Annotated in this window: 16 protein-coding genes and 1 pseudogene; 12 read left to right on the top strand and 5 right to left on the bottom strand. The window is 37.1% G+C overall.

The features are described from left to right. Positions 1-225: 225 nt before the first annotated feature. Both FHY47_RS12440 and FHY47_RS12445 read left to right on the top strand, forming a co-directional pair. A pseudogene (locus tag FHY47_RS12440) lies at positions 226-861 on the top strand (SpoVR family protein); the annotation flags it as partial. Positions 862-1,164: 303 nt separating this feature from the next. Beyond that, entirely contained in the window at positions 1,165-1,722 is a 558-nt protein-coding gene (locus tag FHY47_RS12445; RefSeq protein WP_066102175.1) for an Ltp family lipoprotein, read from the top strand. Positions 1,723-2,246: 524 nt separating this feature from the next. Here FHY47_RS12445 and FHY47_RS12450 read toward each other — a convergent pair. Both FHY47_RS12450 and FHY47_RS12455 read right to left on the bottom strand, forming a co-directional pair. Beyond that, positions 2,247-2,732, bottom strand: a complete 486-nt coding sequence (locus tag FHY47_RS12450; RefSeq protein ID WP_077247977.1) for a hypothetical protein — start codon at positions 2,730-2,732, stop codon at positions 2,247-2,249. A gap of 265 nt (positions 2,733-2,997) precedes the next feature. Further along, complete coding sequence (locus FHY47_RS12455) at positions 2,998-3,522, bottom strand: hypothetical protein (RefSeq protein ID WP_148630796.1); 525 nt, start codon at positions 3,520-3,522, stop codon at positions 2,998-3,000. A 498-nt stretch (positions 3,523-4,020) separates the two neighbouring features. Between FHY47_RS12455 and FHY47_RS12460 the strand changes: the two genes are divergently transcribed. After that, positions 4,021-5,025 carry a DNA/RNA non-specific endonuclease gene (locus FHY47_RS12460; protein WP_066102169.1) on the top strand — a complete coding sequence of 335 codons (1,005 nt, stop codon included), beginning with the start codon at positions 4,021-4,023 and terminating at the stop codon, positions 5,023-5,025. Between the two features lie 450 nt (positions 5,026-5,475). Beyond that, positions 5,476-5,676: a cold-shock protein gene (locus tag FHY47_RS12465; RefSeq protein ID WP_066102150.1), complete on the top strand. Its 201-nt coding sequence runs from the start codon at positions 5,476-5,478 to the stop codon at positions 5,674-5,676. A 254-nt stretch (positions 5,677-5,930) separates the two neighbouring features. Here FHY47_RS12465 and FHY47_RS12470 read toward each other — a convergent pair whose 3' ends face one another. Further along, positions 5,931-6,218, bottom strand: coding sequence for a hypothetical protein (locus FHY47_RS12470; RefSeq protein ID WP_066102166.1), 288 nt, complete (start codon positions 6,216-6,218; stop codon positions 5,931-5,933). Between the two features lie 312 nt (positions 6,219-6,530). On the opposite strand from FHY47_RS12470, the gene FHY47_RS12475 reads away from it, so the two are divergent. Further along, on the top strand, positions 6,531-6,731 hold the full coding sequence (locus FHY47_RS12475) for a cold-shock protein (protein ID WP_066102150.1): 201 nt from the start codon (positions 6,531-6,533) through the stop codon (positions 6,729-6,731). A gap of 622 nt (positions 6,732-7,353) precedes the next feature. Next, on the top strand, positions 7,354-7,554 hold the full coding sequence (locus tag FHY47_RS12480) for a cold-shock protein (protein ID WP_066102150.1): 201 nt from the start codon (positions 7,354-7,356) through the stop codon (positions 7,552-7,554). 159 nt (positions 7,555-7,713) lie between these two features. On the opposite strand, the gene FHY47_RS12485 is transcribed toward FHY47_RS12480, so the two are convergent. Continuing rightward, on the bottom strand, positions 7,714-8,424 hold the full coding sequence (locus tag FHY47_RS12485; protein ID WP_140461111.1) for a YwaF family protein: 711 nt from the start codon (positions 8,422-8,424) through the stop codon (positions 7,714-7,716). 855 nt (positions 8,425-9,279) lie between these two features. Here FHY47_RS12485 and FHY47_RS12490 point away from each other — a divergent pair. The 3 genes from FHY47_RS12490 (at position 9,280) to FHY47_RS19275 (ending at position 10,695) form a co-directional block, all read left to right on the top strand. Further along, positions 9,280-9,480 carry a cold-shock protein gene (locus FHY47_RS12490; protein WP_066102150.1) on the top strand — a complete coding sequence of 67 codons (201 nt, stop codon included), beginning with the start codon at positions 9,280-9,282 and terminating at the stop codon, positions 9,478-9,480. A gap of 535 nt (positions 9,481-10,015) precedes the next feature. After that, the gene (locus FHY47_RS19270) at positions 10,016-10,396 is read left to right on the top strand and encodes a hypothetical protein (RefSeq protein ID WP_262366013.1); all 381 of its coding nucleotides are present in this window, start codon (positions 10,016-10,018) and stop codon (positions 10,394-10,396) included. Next, complete coding sequence (locus FHY47_RS19275; RefSeq protein WP_262366014.1) at positions 10,381-10,695, top strand: hypothetical protein; 315 nt, start codon at positions 10,381-10,383, stop codon at positions 10,693-10,695. Before FHY47_RS19270 ends, FHY47_RS19275 begins: the two co-directional genes overlap by 16 nt. Before the next feature lie 64 nt (positions 10,696-10,759). On the opposite strand, the gene FHY47_RS12500 is transcribed toward FHY47_RS19275, so the two are convergent. Further along, positions 10,760-12,940, bottom strand: coding sequence for a beta-glucosidase family protein (locus FHY47_RS12500; RefSeq protein ID WP_148630798.1), 2,181 nt, complete (start codon positions 12,938-12,940; stop codon positions 10,760-10,762). 575 nt (positions 12,941-13,515) lie between these two features. On the opposite strand from FHY47_RS12500, the gene FHY47_RS12505 reads away from it, so the two are divergent. The 3 genes from FHY47_RS12505 (at position 13,516) to arsB (ending at position 15,330) form a co-directional block, all read left to right on the top strand. Then, positions 13,516-13,740: a hypothetical protein gene (locus FHY47_RS12505; RefSeq protein WP_066102144.1), complete on the top strand. Its 225-nt coding sequence runs from the start codon at positions 13,516-13,518 to the stop codon at positions 13,738-13,740. 169 nt (positions 13,741-13,909) lie between these two features. After that, the gene (locus FHY47_RS12510) at positions 13,910-14,212 is read left to right on the top strand and encodes an ArsR/SmtB family transcription factor (RefSeq protein ID WP_066102141.1); all 303 of its coding nucleotides are present in this window, start codon (positions 13,910-13,912) and stop codon (positions 14,210-14,212) included. A 26-nt stretch (positions 14,213-14,238) separates the two neighbouring features. Further along, a complete protein-coding gene (arsB, locus tag FHY47_RS12515) occupies positions 14,239-15,330 on the top strand; it encodes an ACR3 family arsenite efflux transporter (RefSeq protein ID WP_066102138.1) in 1,092 nt (363 codons plus the stop codon). Positions 15,331-15,332: the final 2 nt, after the last annotated feature.

The raw sequence follows: 15,332 nt of genomic DNA on the forward strand, positions 1-15,332 counted from the left end.
AGGGGGCGAACGGTTTAGTTGTCGGGATGGAATCCCACGGGGGCGGTCGTTCTACCCCAGCTACCTCTAGTATTCTAGACCTAAAAGAAAAAGGTCAACCAATAACTTGGTCAACCTTATAATACGAACAGGGGCGTTAATGGAATAACAGAGACAGTTTAAAAGCACCTTCTTTTATTAGAAATAATGTTTATAAATAGCGCCATTAATGAAGATCCTTAGGAGAACGAAGGCTGGGCGAGCTACTGGCACCAACGCATTCTCCGTGAACTTGATTTAACAAGCGGGGAATCGATCGAATTTGCGAAGCTCAATGCAGGTGTGGTGCAGCCGTCAAGAACAGGCATTAACCCTTATTACTTGGGCATCAAGATGTTTGAGGATATTGAAGAGAGGTATAACAACCCAGACGAAGAGATGAAAAGGCGAGGGGTTAAACCAAATTCAGGCCGTGAGAAAATGTTTGAAGTGCGGGAGATTGAATCGGATATCTCCTTTCTCCGTAATTACCTCACAAAGGATTTAGTCATGCGCGAGGATATGTATCTATTTCAGAAAAAAGGGCGCGACTATAAGATTGTCGATAAGCAATGGAAAGCGGTACGAGATCAGCTTGTCGGCATGCGGGTCAATGGAGGGTTCCCGTATATTACGGTGAATGACGGGGACTATTTAAAAAATGGGGAACTTTACCTGAAGCATTGGTTTGAGGATATTGAGCTGGATGTAAAATATCTAGAGAAAGTTTTGCCGCATATGCATTATTTATGGGGACGAACGGTTCATATGGAAACGGTGTTGGAAGGTAAGGGAATTTTGTTTAGTTATGATGGGAAGAGTGTGAGTCGGAAGTATGTGTGAGTGATGAGAAGAAGCCAATCCAAGATTGGCTTTTTTTGCAGTTAGGGATAACCAGTATTTCTCTTTCCTAATTTTGCTTTATTTAAAAATATTCATTCACAGCCATAAACTTTTTCATATTATTTTTCTTTTAATATAGGAGTGCTGCTCTCCATTTGTGACATAAGAAAGCTTGTATTCCAGTACGCCACCATACTTGTGATAAAACAAATGGATAAATTGTGAAAAATAGCACAAACATCGGTAAATAAAGTAAAAATATGCTAAAGTGGTTTGTATAGAAAGTATAAAGGAGTGTATATAGTGGGGGCAGTAGAAAAGAAGAAAAAGCCATTTTATAAAAAATGGTGGGTTTGGTTAATTGCGATCATATTGATTATAGCAGTGGGTACTTCTGAAGAAAATGAGGAGAGTAAGGCCGTTGATTCTTCTGATGTAAAAGAAACAAGTGTAGTTAATGACACTAAAAACAAAGAACAAGAAAAAGAAGAAACAACTACTAAAGAAGTAGCAAAAGAAGAACCGAAAGAAGAAGCAAAAACTGAAAAAGTAAGTGTTTCAAGAGAATTTAGTTCTGCATTGAAAAAAGCAGAACAGTATGCTGAGAGCATGCATATGTCAAAGAACGCTATATATGACCAATTAGTTTCTGAATATGGAGAACAGTTCCCTGCTGATGCAGCTCAATATGCTATTAATAATCTTGAATTTGATTGGAATGCAAATGCATTAAAGAAAGCAAACTCTTATGCTGATGATATGGATATGTCAAAAAGCGCTATATATGACCAATTAGTTTCTGAATATGGAGAAAAATTCACTCCAGAAGAAGCTCAATATGCAATAGATAATCTAGAGTAATAGAATAATTTTTTTGACTAGAGTAGTAGTTTTGCTACTCTTTTTGTTAGGTGTTACAGGCATTATCCATCCATAGCAGAAGATGATTTGCATAAGATTATGAAACTAATTATAGATAAAGTGTGAAAAATAAAAGGTGAAAACTTCATTTCTGTTAATTTTATGGATAATGTTTGCTACGAATGATCCTGTATTGCAGGTTTGGCCGGTAAACCCGACTATGAGGAGCGGGGTGAGGTGAACCTGGATATGGTACGCCATTGATCAAACAGGGAAAAACCAGTTCATGGTCAAAGCAGACTCGGTGGGTTCTGCGTGACCTGGTTCCAATTCGCCAGGTAGATCACGAAAAAAACGATTCCGTTTCATGAGAGTAATTTCTAGTGTTCATATGTGTGTTAAAGTAGAAGCCAATCAGCGATTGGCTTCCTTTTTATTGTTAAGTATAATATTTCGAAATTGAATGAGTTATCTAATGGTAATAAAACGATTTTTTGACCTTTTAACTTAATTGGTTTCGGTATCTATTTTTTTATTTCGACATATCCGACATACTGAGCCTTATTTGATGAGTTTCTCGTAATCACTTCCATTACGAAGGTTCCTTCGGTATTAGGGAAGGTGAATTCCCCGTCTTCATTCACATCGAGATCGGTATCTTCCCCATTTTTCCACAATGTGACGGCAATGGAGTCTGGCCAGCTGGCCCCACTGCTTCCGCTATTTTCCTCATTTTCAATAATGTCAATCCTGGCTTCCTGGTTGGGATGTGCAAATATTTTATTCTGATTAGGACCGAATTCTTCAATATCTAACACAACGTTCTTTACTTCGCCACTCGACGAGCTCCAGCTGATATTGGCTTCGGTTAACGGGTATGCTAGGAGGCCATCCATCTCGCCTACTTCTAAACGAGCGCTTGGAAGCCCCACATCATAATCCTCTGCAAAACACCCTGAAACGGTAAAAATCAATAAGATTCCGATAACCCATTTCAACCATTTGTTCATCAACATTTCCCCCTACATGGTTAATGCTAAACCTTACAGGTTTCACATCATATTAAAATCTACTGCTCTGTTTGGTCATCAAGGAAGTTAATCCGCTTAGAGGATATTTCTTTACATTTAATATCTCCTTCTTCTTGGTGAGATTGTGGCTGTATCAATTAAGCAAGGAAGATTCTTAGAAGAAGGGAGACTGGAGTTGTTTTGTCTAAAGATTTCAATGGAACATTACAGGAGGGTTGAGCAAGTAAAACCAGCTATTGCTGGTTTATCTTCGTTTCCTTCGCCAAATCCACACGTTTGACAAGAGAAGTAATCCTGCAATGGTACCAGCAATTCTTTGATCGCGGCTTCGGGTATATTCTAAAAAGTCATCTGCATCATAATCTGCCAGTTCCCCGTTTGGAAACTTTTCCACGTCCGTTGTCAGCTTCGGCCATTCATCTGTTCGTCCGCACGGATCAACCTCAATGTGTAATCCTTTTTTATGTCCGTAGATGAGGTAGTTTCCGCCTTCTTTGAGGGTTTCTTGTAACCAATCTCCAATCATGTCTTTCACTTTAGCCCTTGGTTTCAGGTCCCCTTTATAGACCATGTCCACTTGAATAATGTAACTGTCTCCTTTTTGCTCCTTTACCATCCCTTTAAATACGAAATCGGCGTTCTTGAAAGCTTTTTCCGCACGTTCAGGTTTCGCGCAGCTCAAAGCCTCTCCCGTAGTGGGAAAGGACAGGCTCCCTAGCAGAAGGAACAGAACCAATCCAAATCCTTTAGCCGTTCGCCAACTGTTCATACTGCTCATCCTCCTCTTATAATCCACATAACTTTAATTCAACTGGTATTTCGAAATAACCTTACCGTAAATTTGTTATTTATAAAGAATATTATTTAAAATTTTGAGGTAGTTGTTTTTATATTGCTTTATTTCAAGCAGGCTTTATAATTATTTTAATAGATAAATCTGGAAAATGGAGCTGCATTCTTAAAAATGCCATTCAATAGGAAGAGATAGATGAAGAACATTTTGTTAATTGGACTTCTCTTGCTGGGATTACTCGTGAGCCACATATTAGTAAATATCCAGCCAAAACGCACAATATTTCGCATATGAAATCTGCGTGCGTTTTTTTGTTGTGATTTATTTTTCTTTATTTAATTTATATGCAGCGAATCCTAAATCAAAAATCGTGGAAATGAAAGGCAAATGAAAACGAAAGTAAAAATAGAATAGTATTATGTGATAAAATATTTACTTACATGTTATTAACGTTAATTATAGGGGAGTCCTAGAATGAAAAAGAAAATAAACTATATAATCTCACTTTTAACGATTATCTTTTTGGTGAGTTGTTCGAATGCTGATGATACATCTATTACAGATGTAGAAAAAGAATCACAAGAAGTAACCACAGTTAATACAGAAGAAAATAGTCAAAAAGAAGAAAAAGAAGAAACTACCCCTACGGTTAGTGATGAACCAGCAGTAGAGGAACAAGTAGTTGATGAACCGGTAATAGAGGAAACAAAAAACCAATCAAAGGATGAACGGTTCTCAGGATACAAACGGATTGAAGTTGATGGTGGCGATTTGTCTGGATATCGTGAAGCTAACGTTGTCGTTGACATTGGCTTTGGGGATCGTGAATATTGGGCATTTACGAATGAATACGGCCAATTAGTGCGGGTCATTGCTGACGAAATTATTCTGCAAGATGATCGTAGCGAACCTGTAACATCATCTGGAAGATACTACTCTGATGAGGCGAAAGTTCCTGGTGTTGAGAGTGATAATTTAGATGAAGGACATATCATCGCTGATTCTCTCGGCGGGGTATCGAATGCTTATAATATTACCCCGCAGGATAGTACACTCAACCGACATGGTGACCAAGCTTATATGGAAGATGCGATTCGTCGTGCGGGTGGAGCTACTAATTTCGAAGCAATTATCACCTATCCGAATACGAAAACACAGGTCCCTTCCCATTACCAGTATTCCTATACTATAAGGGGTAACGAGATTGTGGATAAATTTGACAATGTAAACCCTGATGAAGTAAACGCATCGCTCGGTTTAACAGAAAGTAAGCCTTCTGATTCAACTAGTTCAAGTAATTCTAGTAGTTCAACTAGTTCAAACACGAAAGGTGATATTTCTAGTGTTGATGTGAATGGTAATGGACAAGTGACAATTAAAGAAGCAAAAGATGCAGGTTTCAGTATGCCCATAACGAGTGACCATTGGTTATATCCTTATATGCGCGATAACGATAATGATGGAATGGTAGGGGAGTAACACTTTTAACTCTGAGACAAACTAGATGAACGAGAGAATAGTTCTTCGTTAAAGATCTATAAGCTTGGGATATCCCAAGCTTATTTTTTATTAATAGGTTTACTCAATCATTAGCTATTTTTGTTAGGAAAACGGATGGTATTTGAGCTGTGCTTTATATTTGATGTCTTTTTTAGAGGATGAGGATAGGGAATGTGAACGAGGTATTAGAGGATGCTACTATATGACGATAGGTTGTGGTGATGGTTCTGCTACTATTACGCACGAATAAACATCCTATTATGAAAGGTGAGGTCGTATGGTTTGCTATTATTGGAATTACCTGTTATTCTTAAGAAGAATTATTTTTGTTCGGTTTCAGATTGAGAAGCGATTTTGATTTTCGTCTAAGGTATTTGAGCAAGGATAGTAACACATTGTGTGGACAACCACACTAGGAGGCAACATATTATGGAACAAGGTAAAGTGAAATGGTTTAATGCAGAAAAAGGTTTTGGATTTATCGAACGTGAAGGCGGAGAAGACGTATTCGTACATTTCTCAGCTATCCAAAGCGAAGGATTCAAATCTTTAGACGAAGGTCAAAGCGTAACGTTTGAAGTAGAACAAGGACAACGTGGCCCACAAGCTACAAACGTTCAAAAAGCTTAATAAGAGCTAATGAAAGATCCTGCATATGCAGGGTCTTTTTTTGTTTTTTATTCAATTTGGGCAATAAAAAAGCCCTATTCAAGAAATGAATAGAGCTTAGACAACAAAAGAATGAAACTGTATAGCAAATGGTAGGCTAAGTATAGCACAGTGCTTGAATAATCCCTAATTTAAACTTGCTTACTTGCAAAGGGAGTATTTTTCTAATCTTTTTTATGAATACAATAACTGCTAGCTTCCTTAAAAATCCTTCATTAAACATTTAATAAGGTAACAAAAGTTTCCTTCATCACTTCTTCAGATGGACGGTCTCCACTTTTTACATATTTAGTTGACATTCCATATAGGCTCCAACTAATCATAATGCTATGCAAGTCTGCTTTTTCATTTGACGAAGAGGGGTACTTTTTCTTTAATAAATCTTTAAATACCCTTGCGAGTTCTTCTTTTATGATAGTTTCAATTTTGGGTGTAAATGCTTCATGTGAAGTTACATCTTTTAATATTCCCTGCAACACATCTTCACTGATGACTGTTTCCAATTTGCGCGATTAACAGTTGCTCGTTGCGTAATGTCTTTTATAGTAATATCCTTGAAATCCTTCTCAATTACTAACTCCATAAATGATTCCATAATTCTTTAGACATTACGAAGCAGTATATTGCACAAGGATAACCATCCTATTATGAAAGGTGAGATCGTATGGTTTGCTATTATTGGAATTACCTGTTATTCTTAAGAAGAATTATTTTTGTTCGGTTTCAGATTGAGAAGCGATTTTGATTTTCGTCTAAGGTATTTGAGCAAGGATAGTAACACATTGTGTGGATATCCACACTAGGAGGCAACAATTATGGAACAAGGTAAAGTGAAATGGTTTAATGCAGAAAAAGGTTTTGGATTTATCGAACGTGAAGGCGGAGAAGACGTATTCGTACATTTCTCAGCTATCCAAAGCGAAGGATTCAAATCTTTAGACGAAGGTCAAAGCGTAACGTTTGAAGTAGAACAAGGACAACGTGGCCCACAAGCTACAAACGTTCAAAAAGCTTAATAAGAGCTAATGAAAGATCCTGCATATGCAGGATCTTTTTTTGTTTATAAAAAATTTGGTCCATAAAAAAGCCCTATTCAAGAAATGAATAGAGCTTAGACAACAAACGAATGAAACTAGTATAGCAAATGGTAGGCTAAGTATAGCACAGTGCTTGAATAATCCCTAATTTAAACCTACTTAATTGTAAAGGGATTGTTTGTATTATTTTTTTACGATGCAGTCACTAATCTACTGAAAATCCTTCTTTAAACATATTTAATAGAATTTCCTTCATCACTTCTTCCGATGGCCGATCGCCACTATTTATATATTTAGTCGACATCCCATATAGGTCCAACTATCCTCTAGTGATGAGCAGCTAACCAATCAGGAGTCAGAGCGAGAGACCACTGGCTTTTTAGCTTTAGAACATTTCCAAGCAGTATATTGCACACGGATAAACATCTTATTATTAATGTTGAGCGTCGTATTATTTGCTATTTTTAAATATACCTGTTATTCTTAAGAAGAATTATTTTTGTTCGGTTTCAGATTGAGAAGCGATTTTGATTTTCGTCTAAGGTATTTGAGCAGGGATAGTAACACATTGTGTGGACATCCACACTAGGAGGCAACAATTATGGAACAAGGTAAAGTGAAATGGTTTAATGCAGAAAAAGGTTTTGGATTTATCGAACGTGAAGGCGGAGAAGACGTATTCGTACATTTCTCAGCTATCCAAAGTGAAGGTTTCAAATCTTTAGACGAAGGTCAAAGCGTAACGTTTGAAGTAGAACAAGGACAACGTGGCCCACAAGCTACAAACGTTCAAAAAGCTTAATAAAGCTAATGAAAGATCCTGCATATGCAGGATCTTTTTTTGTTTTTTATTCAATTTGGTCAACAAAAATCCCTAATCACGGGCATATTTCCAACTCTCCAAATTTTATATGAATTTAACGAGTAATAAAAAAATTACCTAGTAAAAGAAGTAACGATTTTAATGAGTTGAGAAATCATTAGTCTCTTTTAATCGTTGAAGCTTATTCCATGGTAAATACATCAAAACCCATAAAATAACAATCATACAAGCTAAACCAAATATGTACCCGGGATTCCCAAGTACCTTTTCAAGCGGAACAAGTGGGGAACCAGGTGAGGGGACATTTAAAAACATAAAGTTTGTATCCCATATTTTATTTAATGGATAGATAATTGATCCTGTCACAGCTAAAAATAGGACTGAACCTACTATTCTTTTTTTATTTGGTTTTACAATCCCAGCGTATAACACCATGACACAATACATAACAAGTGCAAAATGAAAAATAAAGCTAAATAAACTCATAAATTCATAAATCGGGCGATGTGTCCAGTTACAAAATAATAAAGCTGCAATTGCACCAGGTAAGAATAAGTTATAGAGCTTTTCACCAATTATTAAGCTATTTGTATAGGCATGATATAAAATCGCAAAAATCGCAAAACTACATAATTCAAACGGTAGATAGTCAACTGTAAATTCATTTCTGTTAATCAAATAGATATTCTTAATTATCTCAAATAATAAAATAAACCATGCGATTCTTTGTTGTACAATACTCTGACTTTTGGCATCTAATTTATTGAAATGCTTACTAACCTTGATAACGGTCAACGTTATTATAATGAGCCATGCAATATGATATGGTCCAAACAATGAAAATCCCATTTTTCTACCTTCCTTTTTATTTCATGAAGAAACCATTTTGGCAAAAGCGCAAAATGGCTGGATTTATTATGATGAATATTTCGTATCTGTTTTTTCTACTAAATTATTGATATCCAAACTAATATAAGTGCCACGAATAGCACCCTAAGAAGAACAACACTATAAACTATTAATGACTTCATGGCTAAAGAATAAGTCTCCATTTTCACCATTGGCAATACGGCTGTCATAAAAATAATCCCTAATATTAAAATAGCAATAATCGGCACGACAAACAATCGGTTGGAATTTTCTAATTCTTTCAATATCTACCTTTCCTATTAATGAACAAGATGTCTATATATACTCTACATGGGAATGATCATTGGTGAGAATATATTTTATACAGGATTACTTTGAATCTCAAGATTAAGTCAGACTAGGGGATGAATCTGTTTAAATTCCCTTAGAATGAGAGTAAACCATTATCTTAGCCGAAGGAAATGTGGCTTTTTCCCTCGTTATTGGTGTCTTAACCATTAGAGAATACCCCCTCACCATTGGTCGAGGAGGTATCACCACTTATTTTTAGGATAACCTCTCTCCGTCGCAGGCAAATTATATTTTTCTGCGAAACGGGTTATATCATGTGGTTGTTCATCTTGAATGTTTCAGAGTATATATTGCATCATAGATAAATATCCAATTATAAAAGGTGAGGTCGTATAGTTTGCTATTATTGGAATTACCTGTTATTCTTAAGAAGAATTATTTTTGTTCGGTTTCAGATTGAGAAGCGATTTTGATTTTCGTCTAAGGTATTTGAGCAGGGATAGTAACACATTGTGTGGACATCCACACTAGGAGGCAACAATTATGGAACAAGGTAAAGTGAAATGGTTTAATGCAGAAAAAGGTTTTGGATTTATCGAACGTGAAGGCGGAGAAGACGTATTCGTACATTTCTCAGCTATCCAAAGCGAAGGTTTCAAATCTTTAGACGAAGGTCAAAGTGTAACGTTTGAAGTAGAACAAGGACAACGTGGCCCACAAGCTACAAACGTTCAAAAAGCTTAATAAGAGCTAATGAAAGACCCTGCATATGCAGGGTCTTTTTTTGTTTTTAAATCAATTTGCGCAATAAAAAAGCCCTATTCAAGAAATGAATAGAGCTTAGACAACAAAAGAATGAAACTGTATAGCAAATGGTAGGCTAAGTATAGCACAGTGATTGAATAATCCCTAATTTAAACCTGCTTACTTGCAAGGGGTTTTTTATCAAATCTTCTATCCCACTTTTGGCTCTATTTATTAGTCACGTGGACATCTTCTAATGTTTCCTCATCCAGTGAATAAAGGGACTTCCAACCGAATTATTATGCTCTGAATACGGAAAAGGCAACTCCTTCTTACACATTATAATCATAGCGCCTGATTTTCCCTCAACAAAATAATTTAATAAGAGGATTTCTTATTTCTATTTATTTACAGAAAATTCATTTAAAATAATATCAAAGTTTAACTTGAATTTTATAGTAGAGGGAGTCTTTGGTGTTGAAGCATATATTTGCATTTGAGAAAGAAGAGGATTTTCAGGAATACAAATATTTGATTGAGAGGTTTTCCAAAAAACATAAAAGGCTATCAGCTTGAATTAGTAAATCATTATGAGCTCAAAGAATTGCCAAAAGGAGTTGTATGGACAACAGATGAACTAGCCACAACTGTTTTTTCCAATATACCGATCCCAGCCTTTACAAATAAAGATCTCATTTATCTTTCTCCTGATTTGGTAAGCTGGAGGAGGTTATTTCTTACACAATTAGAGGGAAAGAAACATTCTAAAATAGAAGACTTCTATACTAATATGTCTGAAAACCATATATTAACTATACTTGGACACGAATTAATCCATCACTCCGATTTGTTTTTGGATGAATTTGATGATGAGAGAACAGTATTTGGTTTGAGGAAGGAATGTGTGAGTACTTAAAATACTTACTAACTGATACAGAAAATAAGCAGATTACAAATATTGAGATAGAATTGATGGGTCTGTTTAAGCACAAATATGGTAACCATTCGTTAGAGGAGTTCGGAAGTGACAGTTATCAAGGGAGTTTAACAAGTATTATGTTCGATTACTGGCGAAGCTTTCTTGCAGTAAAGTATTTGGTTGAAGAGGTTGCTAATAATGACCCCAAACAAGTTTTGAAAGAATATCATAAATGGCATAACGAGGGAAGAAAAAAGCCTTTAATAGAGTACTTCCATTTGGAAAACTTATTTTAAGAGCAAGAAAAAAGGATTGAATCCTATTGTTGATTCAATCCTTCTAACTATTAATTAATATTATTTATTCAACGACTACTGTTTCTTTGTATGGAGTATCTTCGCTGGATGTACCAAGATATACAGTGTACTCGCCAGGTTTCACCACGAAATCGTGTTCGTAGTAGTCCCATACACCCATTGGATGGTTCGTAGCAGTTGGGTCAATCGTGATGCTAACTTCACGTGACTCATTAGGATCTAGGTAAACTTTTTGGAAACCAACAAGACGTTTAGGTGGCTGTCCTTGGACAGGAATACCTAGATATACTTGAACAACCTCAGCTCCAGCAACTTTTCCTGTGTTGGTTACGGTCACCTTTACCGTAATAGGGGATTTGCCATCTGTTTGTGATGGTGTTACTGAGAATCCGGAAAGCTCAAAGGATGTGTAGGATAGACCGTATCCAAACGGGAATAATGGCTTAATTCCTTGGGATTGGAACCAACGATAACCCATGTTAAGGCCCTCAGAATATCGGATAACTGGGAAGCCATTGCCTTCATCTGTACCAGGATAGCGCTCAGGTCTTCCTGCGTACAAAAGATCATCCTCAGAAGCTGCGTATGTGGTAGGAACTTTACCGGATGGATTTACAACGCCAAAGAGTAAATCGGCAACGACGTGACCATCTTCAGTACCTTGGTTCCATGCCTCAAGAACAGCTTTAGCCTTTTGGATCCATGGCATCATGACAGGGCTGCTGTCTTTCATGACTACAACCGTTTGCGGGTTGATATCCAATAGTTCTTCGATCATACGATTCTGATCATTTAGCATGTTTGGACTAGGTAAATCAAAACCTTCAGAGGCAACTAAGCCGGCCATTAGAATAACCATATCAGCTTTAGCAGCAGCTTCTTTGGCTTCGTCAAGATTTGAAAGATCTTTAGCGACAGTAACCTTGCTGACTGACGTGTGTGAACCAAGACCTTTAAGGACATTTTGCATGCCTTCTACCGGTGGTACCGTGTAGAGCGGAGTAACCTTGGATGAACCGCCACCACCGTTGCAGGCGTCATCCACGTACTCAGATTGACCAATGATTACGATGGAGTCATAAGCTTTCGGATCAAGTGGAAGCATTTCACCTTCATTTTTCAGAAGGACAGCAGCCTGCGAGCCGATTTTACGAGAAATGGCGCCATGGCCTTTTGCATCAATCTCACCAGGATTGTAAGGACGCTCGAATTGACCGAAACGGAACATTTGCGTATAGCGGCGAACCAATGCACGGTCAACAGTTTCAATCTCGAGGCTAGTATCCTGGAGTGCATTCTTGACGTTCGTCTCGTTTAACCATTTAGCGTCAGGCATTTCATGGTCCATACCAGCGTTCAATGATGCGGCAGCAGAGCGACATGACCAGAAGTCTGATTGTACGTAACCTTGGAAGCCCCACTCGTCACGCAGAATATCGTTAAGGATATAGCGGTTTTCGGTTGCGTATACACCACGAACACGGTTGTATGCGCTCATGATTGCAGCGATATCACCGTCTTTTACCAACATTTCGAACGGTAGCAGGTAAAGCTCGCGCAATACGTGCTCATCCAACTCAACACTCGTACGGAAACGTTCGTACTCCTGGTCGTTAACCACATAATGCTTACCCATGGCGATAACATCGTGTTCTTGGATAGCTTTGGTAATCTCGACGCCCATCACTCCGGATAGATATGGATCTTCTGAAAAATATTCAAAGTTACGTCCGGCAATTGGCGTTCTGTGTAAGCAAACACCTGGTCCCTCAAGTACATGCTGGCCAAGTGTTGCAGTTTCAGAACCAATGATATTACCGTACTCACGTGCGAGCTCAGGATCGAAGCCAGCCGCAACACCGATGGACATTGGCAATGCTGTAGCTGGTGGACTTGGGTGTCCGTCACCCATACCTACGCCTACAGGGCCGTTGGTAATACGAAAACGTGGAATTCCTAACTCTTCAATACCTTTTACATGGCGCTGTACCTGGATTTGGGCCATAAGTCGATCTTGTTCCTCAGGGCTCATGGCATTCATTTCATCCATAGATGGCATATCATAAATATTAATCGTATTCATGGCGCCGTGAAGTTGGGCAATTTTTTGCTCCAATGTCATTGCAGCTACAAGCTTTTCAGCACGCTCACGTGGTGACAATGACTTGTCCATCCATGGAAACTGTCCATTCTTTTCTGTATCAGTAGTATGTTGATTATTCATGTTGAACACTCCTAACACAATATTTTTATAAAAATAAACGTATTATTTCTAATACTTTTATCTGATAGTCTAAACCGCTTACATATTTAAGATAACCAGATAATTCTATAAAATCCTAAGTAAAGCAAATGAGACTTCCTTTGTTAGATCTGCGGAATTCTCTTTTATGATTTGGTTTCAATGTGTAAATTATATTTTTTTTATCATTCTTTTACTCGTACTATTTTTGTTTTATTAGTAGATATTTTAGTTATATGCTATTTATTAAAGTGGAAAATCGAATAAATGAGTTTTGATGGTAGAATTCTTCGTCAAAAAAGCAAACGGATGGGTTAGTAGTTATAAAGTTTGTAGATGGAAATCTTTGTTTCTGGTTTTATATATTATAAGGACAACTAGGGCAGTGGTTATGAGAAAAAAGTCTAATAGGGTAAACAGAGAATCAAAATATTAAACTACCTCTTGAAGAAAGGGTTAAATGATACTAAAAGATCTATAGTAAAGATAAGAAAAAGACGGAACTCATAATATCGTGATTGAGGAGTATTTCTAATAACATATAAGGGGACGGTAATTTGAGTTTATTACAAAAATGGTTTTATTGGCTACTTGCCTTTATATCAATCATTGTTTTTCTATTACATAATATGGGTCCCTATACGGGGCAGTTAAGATTAATCGCCTATATACTGTTTACTATTCTTTGTGCAGCTTTGCTTATTAAAAGTAGAGAGTCAAAGGCAAAGATAGCAGGAATCATTGTGTTTTACCTGGTTATTGGTATAGGTGGATATTTTTAATAAGAATACTGCTAGTCGAGAAGAGATTTTACTTATGGTTTTGGAAAGTTGAAGCAGTAAGCTGGTGATACTTTATCTTACTGTTTTTTATTTTCTTGATTTTAATTATTAAGTCATATAATATAAGTAATGTCTTATATAAGCGTTTGGTTATATAAAGGAGGTATATATGAATACAATTGAGCAAATGGCTCAGCAATTAAAAGCAGTCAGTGACCCGAATCGGTTAAAATTATTGGCTTGTCTGAAAAAGGGAGAGGTATGTGTTTGTGATTTTGTGGATGTTCTTCAAATTTCCCAGCCTGCAGTCAGCCAACAAGTGAAAAAGTTGAAAGATGCAGGAATTATTCTGGAAAGAAAAAAAGGCACATGGAAACATTTTCGCCTAAATGAAACTCAACAGCCGTATATTCAGGCAATCATTGACCAGCTGGAGCCAATTAGTGTGAAATGCTGTTCATCAGATTGTTAAATCAACAAAGAGTGGGGGAGAACCAGATGGCAGAAAAAAGTGTGACGAAAAGGCTGTCTTTTTTAGATCGATATTTAACGGTATGGATCTTTGCAGCCATGGCAGTGGGTATTTTAATTGCGCTGTTAGTACCTGATTTTAAAACAATGTTAGATACTATGTCCGTAGGGACGACATCCATTCCAATTGCTATTGGATTGATTGTAATGATGTATCCGCCATTGGCAAAAGTGAAGTATGAAGAGATGTGGCGTGTATTTAAGGATTGGAAGGTATTATTGCTATCCTTATTCCAAAACTGGTTGCTCGGTCCGGTTCTAATGTTCTTCTTAGCAATTATCTTTTTACATGATTATCCTGAGTATATGGCCGGCCTGATTATGATTGGTCTTGCGCGTTGTATAGCTATGGTTATTGTTTGGAATGATCTGGCTCGCGGGGACCGAGAATATGTAGCTGGACTTGTCGCTTTTAACTCTGTATTTCAGATTCTATTTTATTCGGCATTTGCCTACTTTTTCTTAAATATCTTGCCAGGCGTATTTGGGTTGGAGAATTTTACTGTTGTCATTTCGATGTGGGAAGTTACAAAAAGCGTTCTCATTTATTTAGGTATTCCTTTTATAGCAGGAATGGCAACACGATTCATTGGATTAAAATTAAAAGGGGAAAAGTGGTATCAAGAATCTTTTTTACCTAAAATCTCTCCTCTTACACTTATTGCTTTATTATTTACGATTGTGATGATGTTCTCCTTAAAAGGAGATAAAATTGTTGAACTCCCATTGGATGCCATTCGAATTGCTATACCATTGCTCATTTACTTTTTAATCATGTTTGCTGTATCATTTTTTGCTTCAAGAAAAGCAGGAGCATCCTATCCTGTAACGGCATCGTTATCCTTTACAGCAGCGAGTAATAACTTTGAATTGGCAATTGCAGTTGCGGTTGCTATGTTTGGGATTAATAGCGGCGTAGCTTTTGCAGCTGTTATCGGTCCATTGGTGGAAGTTCCTGTTTTGATTGCACTTGTAAGTGTAGCACTGCGCTGGGAAAAGAAATACTTCCATAGGAACAAAGTAGAAACGTCTGAACAAAAGTTCAATCAGGGGGAATAATT

It is taken from the genome of Bacillus sp. E214, from assembly GCF_008087365.1.
In the GTDB taxonomy this organism is placed as follows: Bacteria; Bacillota; Bacilli; order Bacillales; family Pradoshiaceae; genus Pradoshia.

What these genes read in the sequence shown, in the direction of transcription:
- FHY47_RS12450 (WP_077247977.1), bottom strand. Translation starts at nt 2,732, where the DNA reads ATGAACAAATGGTTGAAATGGGTTATCGGAATCTTATTGATTTTTACC.
- FHY47_RS12455 (WP_148630796.1), bottom strand. Translation starts at nt 3,522, where the DNA reads ATGAACAGTTGGCGAACGGCTAAAGGATTTGGATTGGTTCTGTTCCTT.
- FHY47_RS12460 (WP_066102169.1), top strand. Translation starts at nt 4,021, where the DNA reads ATGAAAAAGAAAATAAACTATATAATCTCACTTTTAACGATTATCTTT.
- FHY47_RS12465 (WP_066102150.1), top strand. Translation starts at nt 5,476, where the DNA reads ATGGAACAAGGTAAAGTGAAATGGTTTAATGCAGAAAAAGGTTTTGGA.
- FHY47_RS12475 (WP_066102150.1), top strand. Translation starts at nt 6,531, where the DNA reads ATGGAACAAGGTAAAGTGAAATGGTTTAATGCAGAAAAAGGTTTTGGA.
- FHY47_RS12480 (WP_066102150.1), top strand. Translation starts at nt 7,354, where the DNA reads ATGGAACAAGGTAAAGTGAAATGGTTTAATGCAGAAAAAGGTTTTGGA.
- FHY47_RS12485 (WP_140461111.1), bottom strand. Translation starts at nt 8,424, where the DNA reads ATGGGATTTTCATTGTTTGGACCATATCATATTGCATGGCTCATTATA.
- FHY47_RS12490 (WP_066102150.1), top strand. Translation starts at nt 9,280, where the DNA reads ATGGAACAAGGTAAAGTGAAATGGTTTAATGCAGAAAAAGGTTTTGGA.
- FHY47_RS19275 (WP_262366014.1), top strand. Translation starts at nt 10,381, where the DNA reads ATGTGTGAGTACTTAAAATACTTACTAACTGATACAGAAAATAAGCAG.
- FHY47_RS12500 (WP_148630798.1), bottom strand. Translation starts at nt 12,940, where the DNA reads ATGAATAATCAACATACTACTGATACAGAAAAGAATGGACAGTTTCCA.
- FHY47_RS12510 (WP_066102141.1), top strand. Translation starts at nt 13,910, where the DNA reads ATGAATACAATTGAGCAAATGGCTCAGCAATTAAAAGCAGTCAGTGAC.
- arsB (WP_066102138.1), top strand. Translation starts at nt 14,239, where the DNA reads ATGGCAGAAAAAAGTGTGACGAAAAGGCTGTCTTTTTTAGATCGATAT.